At 62.3% G+C, this 20,943-nt stretch carries 17 protein-coding genes; 10 read left to right on the top strand and 7 right to left on the bottom strand.

Features of this window, described 5'->3' with window-relative positions; all coding sequences use genetic code 11:
- Window positions 1-65: 65 nt before the first annotated feature.
- A complete protein-coding gene (locus ACROHD_RS00705; protein WP_432675342.1) occupies window positions 66-1,577 on the top strand; it encodes a trimethylamine methyltransferase family protein in 1,512 nt (503 codons plus the stop codon).
- Here the strand turns inward: ACROHD_RS00705 and ACROHD_RS00700 are convergent.
- Complete coding sequence (locus tag ACROHD_RS00700; protein WP_432675341.1) at window positions 1,568-2,314, bottom strand: sulfotransferase-like domain-containing protein; 747 nt, start codon at window positions 2,312-2,314, stop codon at window positions 1,568-1,570. The genes ACROHD_RS00705 and ACROHD_RS00700 overlap by 10 nt on opposite strands.
- Window positions 2,315-2,364: 50 nt before the next feature.
- On the opposite strand from ACROHD_RS00700, the gene ACROHD_RS00695 reads away from it, so the two are divergent.
- From ACROHD_RS00695 to ACROHD_RS00675, 5 genes are all read left to right on the top strand, one after another.
- Window positions 2,365-4,746 (top strand): GcvT family protein, encoded by a 2,382-nt coding sequence (locus ACROHD_RS00695; protein ID WP_432675340.1) that lies wholly within the window; start codon window positions 2,365-2,367, stop codon window positions 4,744-4,746.
- Window positions 4,743-7,145: a GcvT family protein gene (locus tag ACROHD_RS00690; RefSeq protein WP_432675339.1), complete on the top strand. Its 2,403-nt coding sequence runs from the start codon at window positions 4,743-4,745 to the stop codon at window positions 7,143-7,145. Before ACROHD_RS00695 ends, ACROHD_RS00690 begins: the two co-directional genes overlap by 4 nt.
- Before the next feature lie 11 nt (window positions 7,146-7,156).
- Window positions 7,157-8,467: an aspartate aminotransferase family protein gene (locus ACROHD_RS00685; protein WP_432675338.1), complete on the top strand. Its 1,311-nt coding sequence runs from the start codon at window positions 7,157-7,159 to the stop codon at window positions 8,465-8,467.
- Between the two features lie 69 nt (window positions 8,468-8,536).
- Entirely contained in the window at window positions 8,537-10,330 is a 1,794-nt protein-coding gene (locus ACROHD_RS00680; protein WP_432675337.1) for a gamma-glutamyltransferase family protein, read from the top strand.
- 72 nt (window positions 10,331-10,402) lie between these two features.
- Window positions 10,403-11,140, top strand: coding sequence for a TSUP family transporter (locus ACROHD_RS00675; RefSeq protein WP_432675336.1), 738 nt, complete (start codon window positions 10,403-10,405; stop codon window positions 11,138-11,140).
- Window positions 11,141-11,205: 65 nt separating this feature from the next.
- Here ACROHD_RS00675 and adh read toward each other — a convergent pair whose 3' ends face one another.
- Both adh and ACROHD_RS00665 read right to left on the bottom strand, forming a co-directional pair.
- Window positions 11,206-12,723, bottom strand: coding sequence for an aldehyde dehydrogenase (adh, locus tag ACROHD_RS00670; protein WP_432675335.1), 1,518 nt, complete (start codon window positions 12,721-12,723; stop codon window positions 11,206-11,208).
- A 138-nt stretch (window positions 12,724-12,861) separates the two neighbouring features.
- Entirely contained in the window at window positions 12,862-13,809 is a 948-nt protein-coding gene (locus ACROHD_RS00665; RefSeq protein WP_432675334.1) for a GAF domain-containing protein, read from the bottom strand.
- 191 nt (window positions 13,810-14,000) lie between these two features.
- Here ACROHD_RS00665 and ACROHD_RS00660 point away from each other — a divergent pair, with 191 nt between their 5' ends.
- The 4 genes from ACROHD_RS00660 to modC all read left to right on the top strand — a co-directional run bounded on the left by ACROHD_RS00660 (window position 14,001) and on the right by modC (window position 17,003).
- Window positions 14,001-14,396, top strand: a complete 396-nt coding sequence (locus ACROHD_RS00660) for a winged helix-turn-helix domain-containing protein (protein WP_432675333.1) — start codon at window positions 14,001-14,003, stop codon at window positions 14,394-14,396.
- Between the two features lie 96 nt (window positions 14,397-14,492).
- The gene (modA, locus tag ACROHD_RS00655; RefSeq protein WP_432675332.1) at window positions 14,493-15,224 is read left to right on the top strand and encodes a molybdate ABC transporter substrate-binding protein; all 732 of its coding nucleotides are present in this window, start codon (window positions 14,493-14,495) and stop codon (window positions 15,222-15,224) included.
- 4 nt (window positions 15,225-15,228) lie between these two features.
- Entirely contained in the window at window positions 15,229-15,921 is a 693-nt protein-coding gene (modB, locus tag ACROHD_RS00650) for a molybdate ABC transporter permease subunit (protein ID WP_432675331.1), read from the top strand.
- Window positions 15,918-17,003, top strand: coding sequence for a molybdenum ABC transporter ATP-binding protein (gene modC, locus ACROHD_RS00645; RefSeq protein WP_432675330.1), 1,086 nt, complete (start codon window positions 15,918-15,920; stop codon window positions 17,001-17,003). The genes modB and modC overlap by 4 nt, the downstream gene beginning before the upstream one ends.
- A gap of 104 nt (window positions 17,004-17,107) precedes the next feature.
- Here modC and ACROHD_RS00640 read toward each other — a convergent pair whose 3' ends face one another.
- The 4 genes from ACROHD_RS00640 to ACROHD_RS00625 form a co-directional block, all read right to left on the bottom strand.
- Window positions 17,108-17,935 carry an alpha/beta hydrolase gene (locus ACROHD_RS00640; protein ID WP_432675329.1) on the bottom strand — a complete coding sequence of 276 codons (828 nt, stop codon included), beginning with the start codon at window positions 17,933-17,935 and terminating at the stop codon, window positions 17,108-17,110.
- An 83-nt stretch (window positions 17,936-18,018) separates the two neighbouring features.
- Window positions 18,019-19,164: an iron-containing alcohol dehydrogenase gene (locus ACROHD_RS00635; RefSeq protein WP_432675328.1), complete on the bottom strand. Its 1,146-nt coding sequence runs from the start codon at window positions 19,162-19,164 to the stop codon at window positions 18,019-18,021.
- A complete protein-coding gene (locus ACROHD_RS00630) occupies window positions 19,161-20,540 on the bottom strand; it encodes an aldehyde dehydrogenase family protein (RefSeq protein ID WP_432675327.1) in 1,380 nt (459 codons plus the stop codon). The genes ACROHD_RS00635 and ACROHD_RS00630 overlap by 4 nt, the downstream gene beginning before the upstream one ends.
- Window positions 20,537-20,941 (bottom strand): YybH family protein, encoded by a 405-nt coding sequence (locus tag ACROHD_RS00625; protein ID WP_432675326.1) that lies wholly within the window; start codon window positions 20,939-20,941, stop codon window positions 20,537-20,539. The genes ACROHD_RS00630 and ACROHD_RS00625 overlap by 4 nt, the downstream gene beginning before the upstream one ends.
- Between the last annotated feature and the right edge of the window lie 2 nt (window positions 20,942-20,943).

Raw genomic sequence — 20,943 nt, 5'->3', positions numbered from 1 at the left:
TGGTTTTGTTTGCCGTGCGTGAAGGGTTGCGGTCAAGCTCTTACAAGAAGAAACAGGGGTTTGGCATGGCGAGACGTGGCAAGAGGAGGGTGGCGCAGAGCAACACCATTCGAGTGCCTTATGTCGATCGAAAGATCGGGCCGCTGCCGGTTCTATCGCAAGAAGGGCTGGAGCTGATCGAGGCCAACGCCGACCGCATCCTTGCAGATACCGGGATGGAGTTTCACGACGATCCCGAGATCTTACAGATCTTCGCTGACGCCGGTTGCGATGTGGATGGTACGCGGGTTCGGTTCGCGCCTGGATTCTGTCGTCGGATCATCACCGCATCGGCGCCCGCCGAATACATACAGCACGCGCGTAATCCTGCGAAATCGGTGCGCGTCGGCGGCAGTGCCAGCGTGCTGTGCCCGTCCTGGGGGCCGCCTTTTGTTCAGGACCTCGACCGTGGCCGGCGTTACGCCAGCTACCAGGACTTCACCGATCTGGTGAAGCTGCACCACATGATCCCTTGGCTGCACCATTCCGGCGGCGTGGTCTGCGAACCGGTGGACCTCCCCGCGAACAAGCGGCATCTGGACATGCTCTACGCCCATATCCGGTGGTCCGACCGGCCCTTTATGGGGGCATTCATTGGCGCGGAACGGGCAGGCCATGCCATTGATATGGCGCGCATTCTGTTCGGTGAGGACTATGTGGCCGAAAACCCGGTGCTATATTGCGTGTCCAACACCAATGCGCCTTTGGTCATGGATGCGAACATGTCCGGCGCGTTGAAGACCTACGCCCGCGCCGGCCAGCCGGTCGCCTGCACGCCCTGGACCCTGACGGGGGCCATGAGCCCCACGACCGTTGCTGGAACGCTGGCGCAGGTCCTGGCCGAGGCGATGGCCTGCCTGGCGCTGGTGCAACTGATCAACCCCGGCGTGCCCTGCCTGATGGGATCGTTTGCCTCGACCATGTCGATGCAGACCGGGGCCCCCACCTTCGGCACGCCGGAAGCGGGGCAGATGGTTCTGGCAGCGGGGCAGCTGGCGCGGCGGCTCGGGGTGCCGTTTCATACCGTGGGTACGCTTTCCGCGTCGAAACTGCCGGATGGGCAAAGCCAGCAGGAAGGCACGTGGGGCCTGCTCATGTCGATGTTCGCGGGCGCCAACATGATCAACCACGCGACCGGCTGGCTGGAGGGCGGTCTGGTCACAGGCTATGAAAAAACCATGATGGACGCAGATCTTTGCGGAAAGGTTGCGCGGTTCTTCGACGGCATCGACCTGTCCGAGAACGCGCAGGCAATGGAGGCGATTGCGGACACCGGGCCGGGCAGGCATTTCCTAGGCTCGGACCATACGCAGGCGAATTTCCTTGGCGCACTGTTCCGTCCCGATCTGCCCGACAACAACTCATATGAACAATGGTTCGGTTCTGGTGCGCTCGACATGGCCGCGCGGGCAAATGCACTGTGGAAAGAGCGCTTAGCAGATTACGGGGACCCCGGCCTAGACCCCGCCATAGACGCGGCGCTGAAAGACTACATAGCGCGGCGGAAATCCGAGACCGAAGATCGGAGTTACTTCTGATGTGCATCCTCGTCCGCCGCTCGACACAGCAGATCGTAGAACGGTCGATGATGGGCGTCATAGTCTGTGTAGGGCGCACCAAGCTCCGCCAGTTCGGCGGAATAATCCCGGTCCTCCGCCGGTTTGATGCCTGTCGAAGACAGCACCTCAGCGTGCCACGCCTCGACCGACTTCCATCCCTCGGGCACTTCGCTATCCCAATTCAGCGCCCCGGGGCGGTCCTTCAATCCCACGGCTTTCCAGTAGCGCGCCATCTGCCCCGCAGGGTTCGCACGCAACGCTGCCGAGCGGATCACAACGGGTTTCTGCCCGGCCGCTCGCAGCTGTTCGTACAGACGCCACAGCCCCTCATGTCCGACCTCTTCGCAGGCGAAACCCGGGTCCTTGCGGTGGTAGGACAAGATGCTTTCTGCCGGATCGCGCACCAGAAAGGCGTGGCTCATCGCGCGCATGAACTCGGGGTCAGCGGGCAGGCTGTCCTGCACGTAATAGGCCATGTCCTTGAAGAAGACCGGACCAGCTTCGCCAAGCCGCAGGATCATGTCGCGGATGCCTGCGTAGTCCGTCGGGTGCCCCGGTTCGGGCTCGAAATTCTCGAACGGTTTGTTCCCCGCACCGATGTAGTAGTCATACATGAAAGGTTCGTGCAGGACGGTCAGGTCACCCCTTTGCCGCATGATACGTTCAAAGGCGGTCGACACGGATCGGGGATGGCACCAAAGCGCGTGTATTTTCATAGCGACGACGCTGCCGGGGTGCGAAGAAACTGTCAACGGGGGACGCGCCCATGAGCAGGACCATCATCGTTGGCGGCGGGGCGATTGGTTTGTCGCTTGCCTATCATCTGGTGCTAAGAGGCGCGCGGGATGTCGTGGTGTTGGAACGCAATCAACTGACCTCCGGTACCAGTTGGCACGCGGCGGGAATCGTTGGTCCTTTGCGTGCCACGCCCAACATGACGCGGTTGGCGATGTATGCGGGTGAGCTGTTTCCGAAGCTGGAGTTCGAAACGGGCCTGTCGACTGGTTACCGCAAGACGGGTGGCTACTGGCTGGCGCGTGTTTCGGAACGGCTGGACGAGCTGCACCGGATCGCGGCGCTTGGGCAACATTTCGGCCTGTCACCTCGCATGGTCGGGGCAGGGGATCTCGCCCGGGATGTGCCTTGTGTGGACCCGGCCGGGTTGGTGGGCGTCATGGAAGTGCCTGAAGATGCCAGCGTCAACCCAGTGGATTTGTGCATGGCTTATGCCCGCGCGGCGAAAGCTGGTGGGGTGGATATCCGGGAAAACACAGGCGTGGAGCGGCTGCTAACAAGGCAGGGGCGGGTGACTGGCGTTCTGCTGTCAGACGGAACCGAAATGCAGGCGGACCAAGTGGCGATTTGCGCCGGGGCCTGGTCCAAGAAACTGGCCGCGACGGCGGGCCTGGCTCTGCCGATACAGCCTGTCGAGCACATGTATGTGGTGACGGAGCCTCGCCCTGAATTCGCGGGCTTCCCGGTATTGCGCGACCTCGACCGGGGGATCTACGTCAAGGGTGACACCGGAAAGCTCGTCATTGGCGGGTTTGAACCCGATGCCAAATGCTGGGATCCACATGGGCCGGAAGGAAGCCGCCCTTTCCTTGAGATGCCCGAGGACTGGGACCAGTTTACCCCTTTCATGGAGGCGGCGCTGAACCTGATCCCGGCACTGGAAACCGCTGGCATTCAGCACTTCATGAACGGACCAGAGAGCTTCACCGCTGACACCAAACCTCTCGTCGGGCAGGCTCCGGGCGTGGATGGTCTGTTCGTGGCAGCGGGGATGAACTCCGTCGGCATCATGTCATCCGCGGGTGTTGGACGGGTTCTGGCAGACTGGATCACGGACGACGCCTCACCCATGGATCTGTGGGAGGTCGATATCGCCCGGTGCGATCCATATTCTGCAAGCGATGCGCATATGGCCGCGCGGATGCAAGAGGCCGTGTCGGACCTCTTCGCCCTGCACTGGCCATTCAAGCAGCCCAAGGCGGGGCGGGGATTGCGGACCTCACCGCTTAATGACCGCTGGCAGGCACAAGGTGCTGTATTCGGGCTGACAGCTGGATGGGAGCGGGGCCTTTGGTATGCACAGGCAGAGACAGAGAGCAATCTGCCCTATTCCACCGGCGCGCAGCCGTGGTGGCCGATGGCGCAACGTGAAGCCGCGCGGATGGAACAGGGCACCGTGCTGCTTGATCTTTCCCCGTTCAGCAAATTCCATATCCACGGTGCCGATGCGCTGGCCTTCCTGGAACAGACGGCGTGTTCGCGGATGGATGTGGCCGAGGGAAAACTCACCTATACCCAGCTTTTGAATGCCCGGGGTGGGATCGAAGCCGATGTGACAGTAACCCGCCTGGCAGCTGATCGCTTTCGCCTGATCTCCGGCGCCGCTACACGCTGGCGCGACGGGGCGTTCCTGCGGCGGGCATCCCAAGGCTTTGACGTGACCGTGACGGATGTAACCGAGGAAACCTGCGTGATCGGTGTCATGGGCGCGGGCGCGCGGGAGCTGCTGACAGCGGTGGCGGGGGATCACTGGCGCGACTTCCCTTTCGCGACGGCCCGAACCATTCCCTTCGCGCGAAAGGATCTCCGCGCCTCGCGGATGAGTTTCGTGGGAGAGTTGGGATGGGAACTGACCGCCGCGCCGGATGTGGCCGGGCCGCTTTTCGATCAGCTTGTCGCCGGAGGCGCGCGGCCCATGGGACATTTTGCCTTGGATGCCTGTCGGCTGGAGAAGGGCTTCGTCCATTGGGGGCACGACGTGGGGCCGGAGATATCACCGCTCGAGGCCGGATTGGGCTTTTGCATCGACTGGACCAAGGACTTCACCGGGAAAGAGGCGCTTCTGGCGCAGCGTGGGGCTCTCACTCGTAAGCTGGTGTTGATGCAGGTCGAGGGCGACCCGCTGATCCTGCATGATGAACCGGTGTGGGAGGCCGGCCGCGTGGTGGGGCTGACCACCTCTGGCGGGCGGGGCGCGCGGACCGGATTGACCCTGGCCTTTGCGCTGATCGACCTCACCGACACCCCCCTGACCGAGCGGCATTTCGAGATCGAGATCGCGGCGACACGGTATCCAGCAAAGGCGCTGCCAAAGCCCCCCTACGACCCCAAAGGCGAAAGGATGCGCGCATGACCGAGGCGCAGGTTCTGATTATCGGGGGCGGCGCAATGGGCGTGTCGCTGGCCTATCATCTGGCCAAGGCGGGCTGGTCTGACGTGGTCCTGACGGAAAAGAACGATCTGACCCATGGGTCCACCTGGCATGCGGCGGGGCTGTGTACGCATTTCGCGCACAACGCCACGATCCAGGCATTGCGGGCGCATTCAGTGAAACTTTATCGCGACGTGCTGCCCGAAGAGACAGGGCAAAGCTGTGGGTTCCACAGATCCGGCGCGATGCGGGTCACGAAGAACCCCGACCGGATGGATGAGTTTCGCCATGTGGCGGGGTTGTCTGCCTTTACTGGGTATCCGCTGGAGATCCTAACACCCGTCCGCATTGCGGAACTGCATCCGTTGACGCGCCTCGACGGGTTGATCGGAGGGATCTACGAGCCGGATGACGGTCATGTGGACCCCTCGCTTGCCACCAACGCGATGGCGCAGGTTGCGCAACGCCATGGTGTGACGATCCTCAGGCAGAATCCGGTTCAATCGATCAGGCGCGAGGGCGCAGGCTGGATCGTGGAAACGCCCAAAGGGACGATCCGTGCCCGCCAACTAGTGAATGCGGCAGGCACATGGGGCTTCGAGATTGGCCAGATGATGGGCGTGAATGTGCCCTCTGTTCCTGTGCTGCATCAGTATCTCGTGACCGATACTGTGCCAGAGGTTGCCGCGCGCATCGCGGCGGGTCTGCCGGAACTGCCGATGATCCGCGACCCCGAGGAAAGCTGGTATCTGCGTCAGGAACGCGACGGGCTGATCCTAGGACCATACGAGAAAGAGGCGCAGGTCTGGTCCGTCGACGGGGTGCCGCCTGAGTTCGGGGCGGAGCTTATGCCGCCCGATCTGGACCGGGTGGAGCATATTATCGAGGCCGCAATGGCGCGTGTTCCCGCCGTCGGGAATGGCGGGGTTAAGACAGTGGTTAACGGCCCGATCACCTTTACGCCCGACGCCAATCCGCTGATTGGTCCGGCCCATGGCGTGCCGGGCGCGTGGTTGCTGACCGGGTCTTCCATGGGGGTGATGGAAGGGGGCGGCGCTGGCTGGTTCCTTGCGCACTGGATGACCCATGGTGCGCCGCCGATGGATGCGCTGGCGGTAGACAGCCGCCGCTTCGGGCCTTGGGCGGATCGAGAATTCCGTGTGGCCAAGGCGGTGGAGTGCTTCGGCCTGCAATTCGGAGTGCACTACCCCCATGAGGAACGCCCCGCCGGCCGCGGGCTGCGCCTGACGCCGCTGCATGACCGGATGATCGCGCGCGGCGCTGTCATGGGCGCGGCCCATGGATGGGAACGGCCAAACTGGTTTTCGGACAGGCCGGGCGATCACGGGCGGGAAAGCTTTCAGCGCACCAATTGGTTCGAGCCTGTCGCGCGGGAGGTCGCTTGCGTGACCAACGGCGTGGCGCTGGCCGATCTGTCGGTCTTTTCCAAGTTCGACGTCACCGGTCCGGAAACCGGGGCATTCCTCGATACGCTCGGGGCCAATACGCCGCCGCGCATCGGTCGGATTGGCCTGGTCCATACGCTGACCCCGGCGGGCGGTGTTTTGTCGGAATTCACCGTGGCCAGGCTAGCAGAGGACCACGCCTACCTGACCAGCGCAGCGGCTGCGGAGGAGATTGACCTTGATCAACTGACCGTTCTCGCGGCGGGTTTCGATGTGACCGTAGCCAACGTCACCGAACAACTTGGCGTCATTGGCCTGATGGGACCGAAGTCGCGTGATGTGCTGAGGGCAATGACGGATGCCGATCTTGGCACTGGTTTCCCCTGGTTGAGCGTGCAGCAGATCACCGTTGCGGGCTTGCCTGTTCGGGCATTGCGGGTGTCCTACCTGGGTGAACTCGGGTGGGAACTTCATGCCGAAGTGGGCCATCTGCCAGCGCTGTTTGACGCTTTGGAAACGGCGGGCCAACCCCATGGGATCGGCCTCTATGGCGCATATGCCGCCAATTCCATGCGTTTGGAGAAGGGCTATCGCGGGTGGGGCGCGGATCTAACCACGGAACGCTCGCCGCTGGAATCGGGCCTTGCCGCATTTACCAAGACGGAGGGCAGGCAATTCCCCGGACGCGACGTCATGCTGTCCCGTTCAGGTGACTGGCACTCGGTTCTTCTGCATATCGAAGACGGGACCACGGATCCGTTTTATTCCCACCCGGTTTGGCAGGGAGAGAGGATCATCGGTATCGTCACTTCGGGTGGATTTGGCCATAGGGTTGGTCATGCTCTGGCCCTAGCGCTGCTGCGCGAACCCTTGTCCGGTGAGGCCCTGAGTATTGAAGTCCTTGGCCAGCGCCGCGCCGCAACGGTGCTGGACCGCCCACCATTCGACCCCGAGAACATCTGCCTGCGCGCCTGAAAGGAATTCTGATGACCGACCTTCCCATTGATTGGACAACCGAAGGCACCGCCCGCCGCCGCGACACCTACTATGCTGCCACGCAGACCAAGTTTGTGCCCTTCAAGGATCCGATCGTCTTTCGCAAGGGTGAGATGCAGTATCTGTGGGACGCCGAGGGCAACCGCTACACCGACCTTCTGGGCATGAACGTCTGTATCTCAGTCGGCCATTCCCACCCCAAGGTTGTCGCCGCCGCCCAAGCGCAGGCCGCCGATCTGACCCATTGCACGACGATGTTCTATCACCCGGTTCCGGCGCATCTGGCCGAGGAACTGGCCGCGACCATGCCAAAAGGCCATGACTGGGTGGTGCATTTCACCAATTCCGGGGCCGAGGCCATCGACCTGGCCATGACCATCGCGCGGACCTACACGGGCAATCTTGATCTGCTGGCTCTGCGCACCGCCTATCACGGGCCGACCGCCGCCGCGCAATCCGTCACCGGCATATCTACCTGGCGGCATCCCGGTATGCCCGGCAACGTGGCTTTCGTGGCCGACCCCAACCAGTATCGCGGGATCTTCGGGGAAAACGCCGGTGCGGCGCCGTATCTGGATGAGATCGAGCGCACCATTGCCACCGCCACCTCTGGCCGCATCGCCGGGATGCTGGTGGAAAGCGTGCAGGGCTATGGCGGAATCATCGAGATGCCCAAGGGCTACATGTCGGGTGCGGCAGAGCGGGTGCGCGCGGCCGGGGGGCTCTATATCGCGGACGAGGTGCAATCGGGGTTTGGGCGCACCGGTGATCATATGTGGGGGTTCGAGGCCGATGGCGTGGTGCCCGATATCGTCGTCATGGCAAAGGGCATCGGCAATGGCTTCCCGCTTGGGGCCGTGGTGACGCGCAAGGACATTGCCGCGCCGATGGCGGAAAAGTTCATGTTCCACACCTATGGGGCCAACCCCACCAGCTGCGCAGCGGGACGCGCGGTATTGCAGGTGATCCGAGAGGATAATGTGCAGGAGAATGCGCGCACGGTCGGCGCGGCACTGCTGAAGCGCCTGCATGAGCTGAAGGACAAACACGAGGCCATCGGTGATGTGCGGGGCAGGGGGCTGATGCTGGCCATCGAGATGGTCAAGGACCGGCGCACCAAGGAACCCGACCGCGAAACCACGTCGGCGGTGTTCGAGAACTGCCGCGCTTCGCGTCTGATCCTGTCGAAATCCGGCCCTACGCAATCGGTGCTGCGCATGGTGCCGCCCATGTGCCTGTCGCTTGACGACGTGGAGGAGGTGGCGGAAGGGCTCGACCGCGCCTTCACCGCGCTTGGCTGACAGGGCATTGCCTGCGGACTTCATCTGCGCTTTGTCTGGGGGGCAGCTTCCAAGCAAAGGGCACAGGCAATGACATTCACCACGCGGCCTGAAATCTCCGGCACCTTCGGCATGGTCACCAGCACCCATTGGTTGGCCACGGCGGCGGGCATGAAGATGCTGGAGGCGGGCGGCAGTGCGGCGGATGCGGCGGTGGCTGCAGGCTTTGTCCTCAACGTGGTGGAGCCGCATCTGAACGGTCCGCTTGGTGATATGCCGCTGCTCTACCGCGCTGCCGGGGCCGAGGAACCGGTGGTGATCTGCGGGCAGGGCACGGCGCCTGCCGGGGCGACGATTGAGCATTACCGGTCCGAGGGATTCACCCGCATCCCCGGCTCGGGCCTGCTCGCGACCGTCGTTCCCGGGGCTTTTGATGCCTGGATGCTGCTGTTGCGCGACCATGGCCGCCTGCCGCTGGCCGAAGTGCTGGCCCCCGCGATCCATTATGCCCGCCATGGCCATCCGATCCTGCCCCGCGTGGCGAATGAGATTGCTGGCATGGCCGAGGTGTTTCGCTCCGAGTGGCCGAGCTCTGCCCCGGTCTGGTTGCCCGGGGGATCAGCGCCCGAAGCCGGAACGCTTTTTGCCAACCCGATGTTGGCCGATTTCTGGGATAGGCTGGTGGATGAGGCCAAGGGCGCGGGCGTTGATCGGGTGGCGCAGATCGAGGCGGCGCGGAATGCCTTCTACGAGGGCTTCGTGGCCGAGGCTATCGACGATTTCCTGCGGGATGCGGAAGTGCTGGATGCCTCAGGCGAGCGCCACAAAGGCGTGTTGACCGGGCAAGACATGGCGGAGTGGCGGGCCAGTTATGAAGCCCCAATCTCGGTAGACCATGCAGGCTGGACTACCTGGAAATGCGGCGGCTGGACCCAAGGGCCGGTGCTGCTGCAGTGCCTGCAGATGCTGCGTGGTGATGACCTGGCGGGGATGGACCCGTTGGGGCCGGATTTCGTGCATCTTGTGACAGAGGCGCTGAAGCTCGCCTTCGCGGATCGTGACGCCTATCTGGGGGAGCCGAATGGCAAAGCACTGCCCTTGGAAACGATGCTTTCGCCCGACTACGGCATGGCGCGGAGAGCAGAGATAGCCGACACCGCCAGCCTCGACTTTCGGCCAGGCGCCATCACCGGATACGAGCAGTGGGCCGATGCTTTCCGTGCCCGCGTGGTGGAAAGGGTGCCGGACAATACCGGCCTTGGCATCGGCGAGCCCACCATGGCACATCTGACCGGAAAGCGCGGCGATACCTGTCATGTCGACGTGGTTGATCAGTGGGGCAACATGGTCTCGGCCACTCCGTCTGGCGGCTGGCTGAAGTCCTCGCCCGTCGTGCCGGGGCTTGGTGTCCCGCTGAACACTCGCGCGCAGATGTTCTGGCTGGAAGATGGCCTGCCCGCTTCGCTTGCCCCCGGCCGTCGCCCGCGCACCACGTTGTCGCCTTCCATGGCCGAGGCACCGGACGGAACGAAGCTGGCCTTCGGCACACCGGGTGGCGATCAACAGGACCAGTGGCAGCTGATGTTCCTTCTGCGGCTGATCCATCATCGGATGAACATGCAGCAGGCGATTGACGGGCCGCTCTTTCACACCGGTCATCTGCTGGAAAGCTTCTATCCGCGCGGCACTGCGCCGGGGCGTCTTGTGATCGAGCCGAATTTCCCGGCTGATACCTTGCGCGAACTGGAACGCAGGGGGCACCGGCTGGATATCTCGGCCCAATGGTCCATCGGGCGCCTGACCGCTGCCAAGGTCCGGCCTGATGGGGTTCTCTCTGCCGCCGCTACGCCCAGATTGATGCAGGCTTATGCCGCCGGGCGATGATGTCTGGCGCAAATTTAGAGTCGCCTGTATACAATTGCATGCAATCTACTCTGCGAGGACATGATGGATAGCATGTTTGCCCTTCCCGAAGGGCTGTCAGCAGTGGCCTTCTGGGCGCTATCGGCGGTCAGCTTCCTAAGCTCATTCATCACGGTTTCGCTTGGGATCGGTGGAGGCGGGCTGCTTTTGGCGGTGATGGCCAGCCTTGTCCCGCCTGCTGCATTGATACCGGTTCACGGGGTTGTACAGCTTGGGTCAAACGCCGGGCGGGCCGGGATGCTGTTTCGCCACATCAACGGATCTGCGCTGCCCGGTTTTGCCATCGGGTCCCTGATCGGCTGCGCGCTTGGCGGTATAATCGCGATCGAGCTGCCACCCGCACTTGTCCAGATCGGGGTTGGCTGTTTCGTGATCTACAGTGTCTTTGCCCGGCCTCCAAAATGGCTGTCCGGGTGGCCTTGGCTTACCGGGGCGGTGTCCAGCTTTCTGACAATGTTCTTCGGGGCGACGGGGCTGTTCGTGGCCAATTTCACCAAGTCGCTGGCCCTGCCGCGACATGCCCATGTGGCGACCCATGCGACTCTGATGACACTCCAGCACGGGTTGAAAGTGCTGGTCTTCGGGTTGCTTGGGTTCGCGTTTGGGGAGTGGGCACTTGTCATCATCACCCTGATCGCGGCGGGGCTGGTGGGCACCTACACGGGGCGCCTTCTGCTCAACCGGATGAGCGACCATGGCTTCAAACGGGCGCTTAATATCCTGCTGATCCTGATCTCGGCGCGGCTGATCTGGTCGGGGTTGACCAGCTAGCCAAATGAAATGCTCGATCTTTGTGCCGGAAGGCCCCGCAGGGCCCTCCGCCTTTCTTGTTTCTTCTAGAAGAACCCGAGCTTGTTGGGATTGTAGCTCATCAGGATGTTCTTGGTCTGCTGGTAGTGATCCAGCATCATCTTGTGGGTTTCGCGCCCGATGCCCGATTGCTTGTAGCCGCCAAAGGCCGCATGTGCCGGGTAGGCGTGGTAATTGTTGACCCAGACCCGACCCGCCTCGATCGCGCGCCCGAAGCGATAGCAGCGATTGGCATCGCGCGACCAGACACCGGCGCCAAGGCCGTACATCGTGTCATTGGCAATCGCCAGCGCCTCTTCCTCGTCCTTGAAGGTGGTCACAGATACCACGGGGCCAAAGATCTCCTCCTGGAAAACCCGCATCTTGTTGTGGCCTTTCAGGATCGTGGGCTGGATATAGAAGCCTTCGGAAAGATCGCCATTGAACCGGGCTGCATCGCCGCCGACCAGCACTTCGGCTCCTTCCTCAACACCGATGGTCAGATAGGACAGGATCTTTTCCTGCTGCTGCGCGCTGGCCTGTGCTCCGACCATGGTGGACATATCGCGCGGATCGCCCTGCTTGATGGCCTTCACACGGTCGATGCAGCGGGCAATGAACTCTTCGTAGATATCTTCCTGGATCAAGGCGCGGCTTGGACAGGTGCAGACCTCGCCCTGATTGAAGGCGAACAGAACAAATCCCTCGACCGCCTTGTCGAGAAACGCGTCATCCTGCGCCATCACGTCCGAGAAGAAGATGTTGGGCGACTTGCCGCCCAGTTCCAGCGTCACCGGGATCAGGTTGACCGTCGCGGCCTCCATTATCTTGCGGCCAGTTGCGGTGGACCCGGTAAAGGCGATCTTGGCGATCCGGGTGGATCGGGCCAGTGCGTCACCGGCTTCAGCCCCGTAACCGTTGACGATATTCAGAACGCCTGCGGGCAACAAATCGGCAATCAGCTCTGCAAGCACCATGATGGCGGCAGGGGTCTGTTCGGCGGGTTTCATGACGACGCAATTGCCAGCCGCCAGGGCCGGGGCCAGCTTCCACGCGGCCATGAGGATCGAGAAGTTCCACGGGATGATCTGTCCAACAACGCCAAGCGGTTCATGGAAGTGATAGGCGACCGTGTCGGCGTCGATCTCGGACATTGTGCCTTCCTGACTGCGCAGGACACCGGCGAAATAGCGGAAGTGATCGACCGAGAGCGGAATATCGGCAGCGGTCGTTTCGCGGATCGGCTTGCCGTTGTCCCATGTCTCGGCCTGCGCCAGAAGGTCCAGGTTTTCCTCCAACCGGTCAGCGATCTTCAGTAGGATGTTGGACCGTTCCGCGGCCGAGGTCTTGCCCCAGGCCACCTTTGCCGCATGGGCGGCGTCCAGCGCCAAGTCAACATCTGCCGCGCCCGACCGCGCCACTTCGCAGACCTTACCGCCGGTGATGGGCGTGATGTTATCGAAATACTCGCCGCCGACGGGGGGGACGAATGCGCCGCCGATGAAGTTGTCATAGCGGGCCCGAAACGGGGCGTTCTTGGTATGGATCGTTTCCATCTGGTTCATGGTGTTTCCTCCTGAGATATGCCGCCTCCTCGCGGCGATGACAGGAAGATGACCAGCCCATTTGACCGCGTCACCGGGGGCAACGCAGGCAGCAGGGCGGATCTGTCTCAGATCTGAGACAGGTTGCGACAGGAAAATTCAGGCACGCGGGCCAAGCTTGCGGTGGAAGGTGGCACGGCTGATGCCAAGAGCCCGTGCCGCGGCGGACACATTGCCACCGGCACGCGACAGGGCCCGCAACAAAACCGCACGCTCTGCCTCTTCTGCCGATTCGTGGGCGTCGAAACCCAAAAGGTCAGCGGCCGGTACCGGGTTGGCGGACAAGTCGCCGGACAGACCCAGATGCTTGCGCGCGGCGCGTGTTGCACCGACCACAAGTTCATCGGCATCAACAGCCAGCAACGCGCCTTGTCCCCTCTCAACGCCAGGGGCCAAAAGAAAGCGTGCGCCAGGGAAACTGGCGCGGAAATAGTCGGCCTCGATCCTGCGCGCAGCCTCAGCGGTGGATTGTGACACCAGTCTCGCCACGTCGCGGGTCAGGCTCTCGCTGGCTGAGGACACATCCAGCACAGCGGTCAATTGCCCTTGGGAATCGTGAATTGGCGCACTGGTGCAGCTGAGCCCGATATTGGAGGCCAGAAAGTGTTGATCCTTATGAATCGTTACGCCGCGACCGTCCGCAATGCAGGTGCCAATGCCGTTTGTGCCCGCTTGCGCTTCGGTCCAGATGGTGCCGGTCCACAGCCCGCAATCCTCGAAGTCCTGGTCATCGCCAGCTCTACCGCGCCGGTCCACCGGGACGCCATCCGCATCGGCCAGCATCACGCACCCGCCAAAGCCCTGCACAAGTTTGAAAAGACGGTCCAACGTCGGTTCAGCAATGCGCAACAGGGGCTCACTCCGCTCGTGCGCCTGTCTGAATTCGGCCTCTGTCATGCGTGTGGGGAGGTATTTTGCAGATGGATCCAGCCCATGCAGCCGCGCCGAACGGGACCACGATGCCACCAGGGGCGACAGCGCGGCCTCCCCCGCTTGCAATGCCTGCACCACTCGATCGGGGTGAGCCTTTGGCTGCATATCTGACATCGACGAATTACCTTACGGATCTGAACCGCCCGCGGCGTTTGAAAAGTGGTCAAGGATTGAAATATTCTTAGTCAAGAACGAGACGTTTTGCAATTTCCTAAGCCGAAGGCGCGATTAGTCGCAATTCGATATGTTCCACTGGATATATTGAATCCTTGCAGACCGCCTCGGTTCACGTTTATTCCTGTGAAATGGAAAACTCGAACACCGCAACGGGAACATCCCCCCGGCTTCGCCTGAGGCTGTTGTTCGCAGAGGACGCGATGTTGGGCCCTGGAAAGGTCGATCTGCTGGAGAAGATCCGCGAAACCGGATCCATCGCCGCCGCCGGGCGCGCTATGTCGATGAGCTATAAACGCGCTTGGAGCCTTGTGGATCAGATGAATAGCGCTTTTCAGGAACCATTGGTGCAGCGCGTGCGGGGTGGGGCCAACGGTGGCGGCGCGCAGCTGACCAACACGGGCGCGCAGGTGTTGGAGCACTTTCGCAAACTGGAAGACATCGCCGCCGAAGCCGGGGCGGCCCGGATCAACGCGATCCAAGCGATGCTAAGAGATGCACCGACTGATCCTGATGAGGCGGGGTAAGTGCCGACGATGCCAATATGGTCACCGATACCTAGCGCCCCGCGGCCAAAGATCCGCCTGATGCGCCCCTTGATCAGGCACTGGCCGGTTCTTCTGATGGCCATGCTTTTCGCTCAGACCCCCGCCCGCGCCGAGACGATCACGGTTTTCGCTGCCGCCAGCCTGACCACGGCCATGACGCAGATTGCACAGCGGTATGAGGCGATCAGCGAAGATGAGATCGTGCTGTCCTTTGCCGGGTCTTCCGCCCTGGCGCGGCAAATTCAACTGGGTGCGCCCGCTGATATCTTCATCTCGGCCAGCCCGGATTGGATGAACCTTCTTCAGATCAGTGACCTGATTGATCCCGACAGCCGTCGCGATCTGCTGGCAAACAGCCTGGTTCTGATCGCCCATGGCGAGGCGGACCCTGTTGATCTTGGGCCGGATCTCGATCTTGCGGCGTTGCTCGGGTCCAACCGCCTTGCAATGGCACTGACCGAGGCCGTGCCCGCCGGGATCTACGGGCGCGCGGCACTGGAAACGCTTGGGCTGTGGGATCAGGTTTCAGCGCAAGTGGCAGAAACCGACAATGTGCGGGCGGCGCTGGCCCTGGTGGCGCTTGGGGAAGCACCGCTTGGCATCGTCTACGCGACAGATGCGCGGGCCGAACCAGACGTGTCCGTTATCGCGGCATTCCCGCCAGACAGTCATCCGCCGATCACCTACCCGGTCGCCCAACTCTATGGGCCAGCCTGGGCGCAAGCGGGGGATTTCCTGACCTTCCTGCAAAGCCCGGACGCCCGAGAGGTGTTCGAGGCCGAAGGTTTCACGGTGTTGGGGGACTAGGCGCGTGGATTGGCTCGGACCCGAGGAATGGCAAGCGGTGGCCTTGTCGCTGCGCGTGTCGTTCTGGGCGACGCTGGCAAGCCTGCCATTTGGCATCTTTATCGCCTATGCCCTGGCGCGCTGGCGTTTTCCGGGGCACGCCCTGGTAAACGGGCTGGTGCATCTGCCGTTGATCCTGCCGCCTGTTGTTACAGGGTATCTGTTGCTGCTGACATTCGGTACGCGCGGACCCATCGGTGCCGCCCTGCAAGAGATCGGCATCGTGGTCGCCTTTCGCTGGACCGGGGCAGCGCTTGCGGCTGCGATCATGGCCTTTCCGCTGATGGTCCGCGCCATCCGCCTGTCGATCGAGGCTGTCGACCCCAAGCTTGAACAAGCCGCGGCCACGCTTGGGGCCTCTCGCCTATGGGTATTTGCCACCGTCACATTCCCGATGATCCTGCCCGGGATCATTGCGGGGGCGATCCTCGCCTTTGCCAAAGCAATGGGAGAGTTTGGTGCGACCATAACCTTCGTGTCCAACATTCCCGGCCAGACCCGTACCGTACCCTCAGCGATCTATGCTTTCCTGCAAGTTCCGGGAGGTGAATCCGCAGCCCTGAGGTTGGTACTGATCTCGGTCGGTGTGGCGATGGCTGCGCTGCTTCTGTCAGAATATGTGGCGCGGCGGATCGCAAAGCGGGTCTCGGGCTCATGACGTTGTCGGTGTCTGTCCATCACGCCTTGCCGGGGTTTGCGCTGGATGCGGCCTTTGATGCCCCGCCGGGAGTGACCGTGCTGTTTGGGCGCTCTGGCTCTGGCAAGACGACAATCGCCAATGCGGTGGCGGGTCTCTTACGCCCTGACCGGGGTCGGATCGTGGCCGGAGATCAGGTGTTGATGGATAGTGACCAGGGGTTTTGGTTGCCGCCCAACCGGCGCAGGATCGGCTATGTCTTTCAGGAGGGAAGGCTTTTCCCGCATCTGACCGTCCGTCAAAACCTGGCCTATGGTCGCTGGTTCGCCCCCAAGGGCGCACGGGTTGAAGAGATGTCGCATGTGGTCGAGATGCTGGGGATAGGGCACCTTCTGACCCGCCGTCCCGGCGCGTTGTCCGGCGGGGAAAAGCAGCGTGTGGCCATCGGTAGAGCGCTCTTGTCAGCGCCTCGTCTGATCGTCGCGGACGAGCCATTGGCCGCGCTGGACGAGGCCCGCAAAGCTGAGATTTTGCCTTATCTGGAGCGGCTGCGCGACGAGGTGGAGATTCCCATTCTCTATGTCAGCCATTCCGCAGCCGAGGTCGCGCGTCTGGCCACAACCGTCATCGCATTGGAAAATGGGCGGGTGATCCGGCAGGGCACGGCAGCCGAAGTCCTGGCCGATCCGGCTGTCACGCCGCTTGGTGCGCGCTCAGCCGGGGCGCTGCTGACCGCGACAGTCATGGCGCATCATGCGGACGGATTGACCGAGCTTGATGCAGGTGGTTGCCCGCTCTTCCTTCCGCGGATTGCCCAACATCCCGGTCAGTCCATCCGCATTCGAATTGCAGCGCATGACGTCATTCTTTCGCGCGACCGGCCTGACGGATTGTCGGCGCTCAACATCCTGCCGGGTACGGTGCGTGATATTCGGTCTGGGGACGGGCCTGGTGCGATCTTGTCGCTCGATACACCGGCGGGTGTTGTGCTGGCCCGGATCACACGCCGGTCGGTTCTTGCCCTTGGGGTGTCTCCGGGGACGGCCTGCCATGCGGTGATCAAAACGGTTGCTATTGCCCCCGAAGACATCGGAGGCCACTAGCCTGCAAGGATCTGAGTGTAAAATCGTTTGGCGCGGGGGAAGACTTTTGCTGAAAAGTCTTCCCGTCTGACACAAAAATCTTATCGAAGACGTTCGAGCAGCGTTTAGTCGAGCAACGCTTGCGTCAATGGGTGGGCCGGGTCTTTCAACCCGTCAACCACATCGAAATGATGGCGGTTTGGCTCGTACACGGCCGGAGACATGTTCGCCTTGCCTTGCCACGCTTCTGTCAGGCACTGGGACTGCCTCAGGAATTCAGGTCGTTCCAATGCCCCTGTCCAGCAAATAACGGACTTTCCGGACAGCGGCTCTAGCAGGACAGAGCTTTCAGACATGGCCTCGCCGTCATCAATACCAAGCGTCTCGTTCATGGAATGGAGCCTTACGGGGCGCAGATCATGCACACCGCTGATCGATACGACGCGTGCAATCCTGTCACTGACAGGGGATGGCAATGGACCCTCCGCGCAGATCATACGGGTCACCAGATGGCCTCCCGCAGAATGCCCGCTCAACCGGATCGGTCCGTCAATCATTCCGGCTGCCATGGTGATAGCCGCCCCGATTTGTTGGGTGATTTCTGCGATCCTCGCCTCGGGGGCAAGGGTGTAACTGGGCATCGCCACCGCCCATCCATGGGCCAGGGGCCCGGCCGCCAGATCGGACCACAGCCCTTTATGCATTCGCATCCAATAGCCGCCATGGACGAACACCACCAACCCCTTGATCAACCCTTCGGGGCGAAACAGATCAAGCCGTTCGCGGGCGCTGCCCCCATAGGGGATGTCAGTTTCCACATGGGGCCAGCTGTCGCGAAAGGCATGGGCGCGCTGTTCCCATATCGCAGGAAAGCTGTCACCGCCGGGAATGTGATCGGCATTGGCAAAGGCGTCTTCCCAGTCGATGCCGGTATGCGGGTCTGCGGTGCTCATCTGTCGCTGTCCTCTGGTCATGATAACCCCGGGGCCAAGGGTAGACCTGCCCCGGGGGAATGATCAAACGGGAAAATTGCCCCTCAGATGATGTCTTCGAACAGTGCCTTCACATTCTCCGAGGTCAGGGTCACCGGATTGCCGCCGCAGGACGGGTCTTCCAGCGCCATGGCGGTCAATTCGTCGATGCGATCACGGCCGACGCCCATCTCGGACAGGGTGCGGGGGATGCCTAGGTTGTCGTTCAGGTCCTGTACGAAGCCCTGGAACCCGGCAAAGCCCCCCTCGATGCCCAGATAGGCGGCGGCTTGGTCAAATCGTTCCTCGATGGCCGGGGCATTCAGGCGCAGGACAGCCGGCATACAGACCGCGTTCGTTGTGCCGTGATGGGTGCCATAGACCGCGCCAATGGGATGGCTGAGTGCATGGATCGCACCAAGGCCCTTCTGGAAGGCAGTCGCGCCCATGGCCGCGGCGCTCATCATTTGGGCGCGGGCTTCGAGGTCGCTGCCATTCGCATAGGCGCGGGGCAGATAATCCTTAACCAGTCGCATCCCTTCCAACGCGATGCCCTGGCTCATTGGGTGGTAATGCGGGCTGCTATAGGCCTCGACGCAATGGGCAAAGGCGTCGAGCCCGGTGCCCGCCGTGATCGCCTTGGGCATACCCACGGTCAGCTCAGGGTCGGCAATGACGACCGAGGGGAGCACCTTGGAGTGGAAGATGATCTTCTTCACATGAGTCAGGGAATTGGTGATAACGCTGGCGCGCCCCACCTCGGATCCGGTGCCAGCGGTGGTGGGCACAGCAATGATCGGTGCGATGCCTGCGGGGTCTGCCCGTGTCCACCAGTCATCGATATCCTCATAGTCCCAGACGGGCCGGGTCTGGCCGGACATGAAGGCGACCATCTTGCCAAGGTCTAGGCCGGAGCCGCCGCCAAAGGCGATGACCCCGTCATGACCACCGGCCTTGTAGACATCCAGCCCGGCGGCGAGGTTCATCTCGTTCGGGTTTGGATCCACATCGGCAAAGATCGCGCGGCCGAGGCCCGCAGCCTCCATGATATCCAGCGTCGCGGCGGTGATCGGCAGATCACGCAGACCCCGGTCGGTGACCAGAAGCGGGCGTTTCATGCCGGTTTGGGCGCAGGCATCGGCCAGTTCTGCAATGCGGCCAGCGCCGAACTTGATTGCGGTCGGGTAGGACCAGTTGCCGGTGAGACTCATTTGGTCACCTTCTTGAGATGGTAGGATTTGGGACGGGTCAGGTTGTGATAGCCGATGACCGACAGGCCACCGCCGCGACCGGTGTTCTTGCAGCCGGTCCAGCACAGGCCGGGGTCGAGATAGTCGGCGCGGTTGAGGAAGATGGTGCCGGTCTCAACCCGATCACCCACGGCCATGGCGCGGTCAACATCGGCGGTCCAGAGGCTGGCGGTCAGGCCAAACTCGCTGTCATTCATCAGCGCGATGGCTTCGTCATCGTTCTTCACGGGCATGATCCCCACCACAGGCCCGAAGCTCTCATCGCGCATGACGCGCATATCATGGGTGACATTGGTCAGGATCTGCGGCGTCAGGTAGGCACCGCCATCATCTTCCGCGAATGTGGGGATGTGGGCAGTTGCGCCCGCCGCTACGGCCTCTGCCACCTGCGCGCGGACCTCATCGGCAAAGCGGGTGCTCACCATCGGGCCGAGCGTTGTGTCCGCGTCCAACGGGTTTCCGAGCTTGTAGGTTTTGACCAGGTCCACCGACTTCTCAACGAAGGCATCGAACAGGCTTTCGTGGACGTAAATCCGCTCGATCCCGCAGCAGCACTGACCGGAATTGAACATCGCCCCGTCAATGAGCGTGGCGACCGCCGCATCCAGATCGGCATCCTCCATAACATAGCCCGGGTCCTTGCCGCCAAGCTCCAGCCCAAGGCCGGTGAACGTCCCCGCCGCTGCACGTTCCATCGCGCGCCCCCCGCCGACCGAGCCGGTGAAGTTGACGAAATCGAACGCCCCGTCAGCGATCAGCGCGGATGTCGTGTCATGGTCAAGGAAGACGTTCATGAACACGTCTTCGGGCACACCCGCCGAATGGAAGGCGCGGGCCATGCGTTCACCCACCAACAGCGTTTGCGTGGCATGTTTCAGCACCACCGTGTTGCCCGCGATCAGCGCAGGCGCGACGGTGTTGATTGCGGTCATATATGGGTAGTTCCACGGCGCGACGACGAAGACGACGCCATGGGGCACCCGCTTGATATAGCGTTTGAAGGTGGCGTTCTCGCCCACGGCGATGTCGGACAACGCCTCCTCAGCAATTGCGGCCATGTGGCTGGCGCGTTCGTTGAAGCCGCCAAATTCGCCGCCATAGCGCACCGGGCGGCCCATCATATGGGCCAGTTCCGGCACGATCTCGTCATTCATGGCGCCCACGGCGGCGACGCCAGCCATGACCAGTTCAACCCGCTCCGACAGAGGCCGCGCGGCCCAATCCGCTTGCGCCGCGCGGGCGCGGTCCACCAGTGCACGGGCAGCCCCGGCTTCGAGGGTTTTGCGTTCGGCAAACACCGATCCGTCGATTGGTGAAATACACTTCAGAACACTCATTCGGAGATTCCTGTTTGATCTTCCTCAAGCTCATTGAGGCTGGTGTGACGGATCTTCCAGCAGCCATCAGGTTGCCGAAGAAAGGTGTTGACGCTCGAGCCAAAGACGCGCTCGGATTTGCCGTCTGCGACTGGGACATTCGCGGAATAGATCAGCGAACAAAACGCAATGTCGCCGTCAAGACGCGCCTCCAGAATGGTCATTTCCTTGTCGGTTTCCCCCTCGGAAAACCACGCCTCATGCGTTGCGACAATGGCGGCGGTTCCTGTTACTGGCGGCCCGTAGGGTGAGAAGATCTGCCCGTCATGTGTATAGGCCGAGGCACAGCCCGGTGCATCATGCGCTGCGTATGTCTCCAGATAGCTGTCGAAAACCTGTTGCAGGACGGCGCGGGCGGTCATTG

Source organism: Nioella aestuarii, from assembly GCF_050896395.1.
Lineage (GTDB): Bacteria > Pseudomonadota > Alphaproteobacteria > Rhodobacterales > Rhodobacteraceae > Nioella > Nioella aestuarii.
The sequence above is the reverse complement of the archived record's forward strand: the minus strand, read 5'-3'. Positions and strand labels throughout refer to the sequence as shown.

What these genes read in the sequence shown, in the direction of transcription:
- ACROHD_RS00705 (WP_432675342.1), top strand. Translation starts at nt 66, where the DNA reads ATGGCGAGACGTGGCAAGAGGAGGGTGGCGCAGAGCAACACCATTCGA.
- ACROHD_RS00700 (WP_432675341.1), bottom strand. Translation starts at nt 2,314, where the DNA reads ATGAAAATACACGCGCTTTGGTGCCATCCCCGATCCGTGTCGACCGCC.
- ACROHD_RS00695 (WP_432675340.1), top strand. Translation starts at nt 2,365, where the DNA reads ATGAGCAGGACCATCATCGTTGGCGGCGGGGCGATTGGTTTGTCGCTT.
- ACROHD_RS00690 (WP_432675339.1), top strand. Translation starts at nt 4,743, where the DNA reads ATGACCGAGGCGCAGGTTCTGATTATCGGGGGCGGCGCAATGGGCGTG.
- ACROHD_RS00685 (WP_432675338.1), top strand. Translation starts at nt 7,157, where the DNA reads ATGACCGACCTTCCCATTGATTGGACAACCGAAGGCACCGCCCGCCGC.
- ACROHD_RS00680 (WP_432675337.1), top strand. Translation starts at nt 8,537, where the DNA reads ATGACATTCACCACGCGGCCTGAAATCTCCGGCACCTTCGGCATGGTC.
- ACROHD_RS00675 (WP_432675336.1), top strand. Translation starts at nt 10,403, where the DNA reads ATGTTTGCCCTTCCCGAAGGGCTGTCAGCAGTGGCCTTCTGGGCGCTA.
- adh (WP_432675335.1), bottom strand. Translation starts at nt 12,723, where the DNA reads ATGAACCAGATGGAAACGATCCATACCAAGAACGCCCCGTTTCGGGCC.
- ACROHD_RS00665 (WP_432675334.1), bottom strand. Translation starts at nt 13,809, where the DNA reads ATGTCAGATATGCAGCCAAAGGCTCACCCCGATCGAGTGGTGCAGGCA.
- ACROHD_RS00660 (WP_432675333.1), top strand. Translation starts at nt 14,001, where the DNA reads ATGGAAAACTCGAACACCGCAACGGGAACATCCCCCCGGCTTCGCCTG.
- modA (WP_432675332.1), top strand. Translation starts at nt 14,493, where the DNA reads ATGGCCATGCTTTTCGCTCAGACCCCCGCCCGCGCCGAGACGATCACG.
- modC (WP_432675330.1), top strand. Translation starts at nt 15,918, where the DNA reads ATGACGTTGTCGGTGTCTGTCCATCACGCCTTGCCGGGGTTTGCGCTG.
- ACROHD_RS00640 (WP_432675329.1), bottom strand. Translation starts at nt 17,935, where the DNA reads ATGAGCACCGCAGACCCGCATACCGGCATCGACTGGGAAGACGCCTTT.
- ACROHD_RS00635 (WP_432675328.1), bottom strand. Translation starts at nt 19,164, where the DNA reads ATGAGTCTCACCGGCAACTGGTCCTACCCGACCGCAATCAAGTTCGGC.
- ACROHD_RS00630 (WP_432675327.1), bottom strand. Translation starts at nt 20,540, where the DNA reads ATGAGTGTTCTGAAGTGTATTTCACCAATCGACGGATCGGTGTTTGCC.
- ACROHD_RS00625 (WP_432675326.1), bottom strand. Translation starts at nt 20,941, where the DNA reads ATGACCGCCCGCGCCGTCCTGCAACAGGTTTTCGACAGCTATCTGGAG.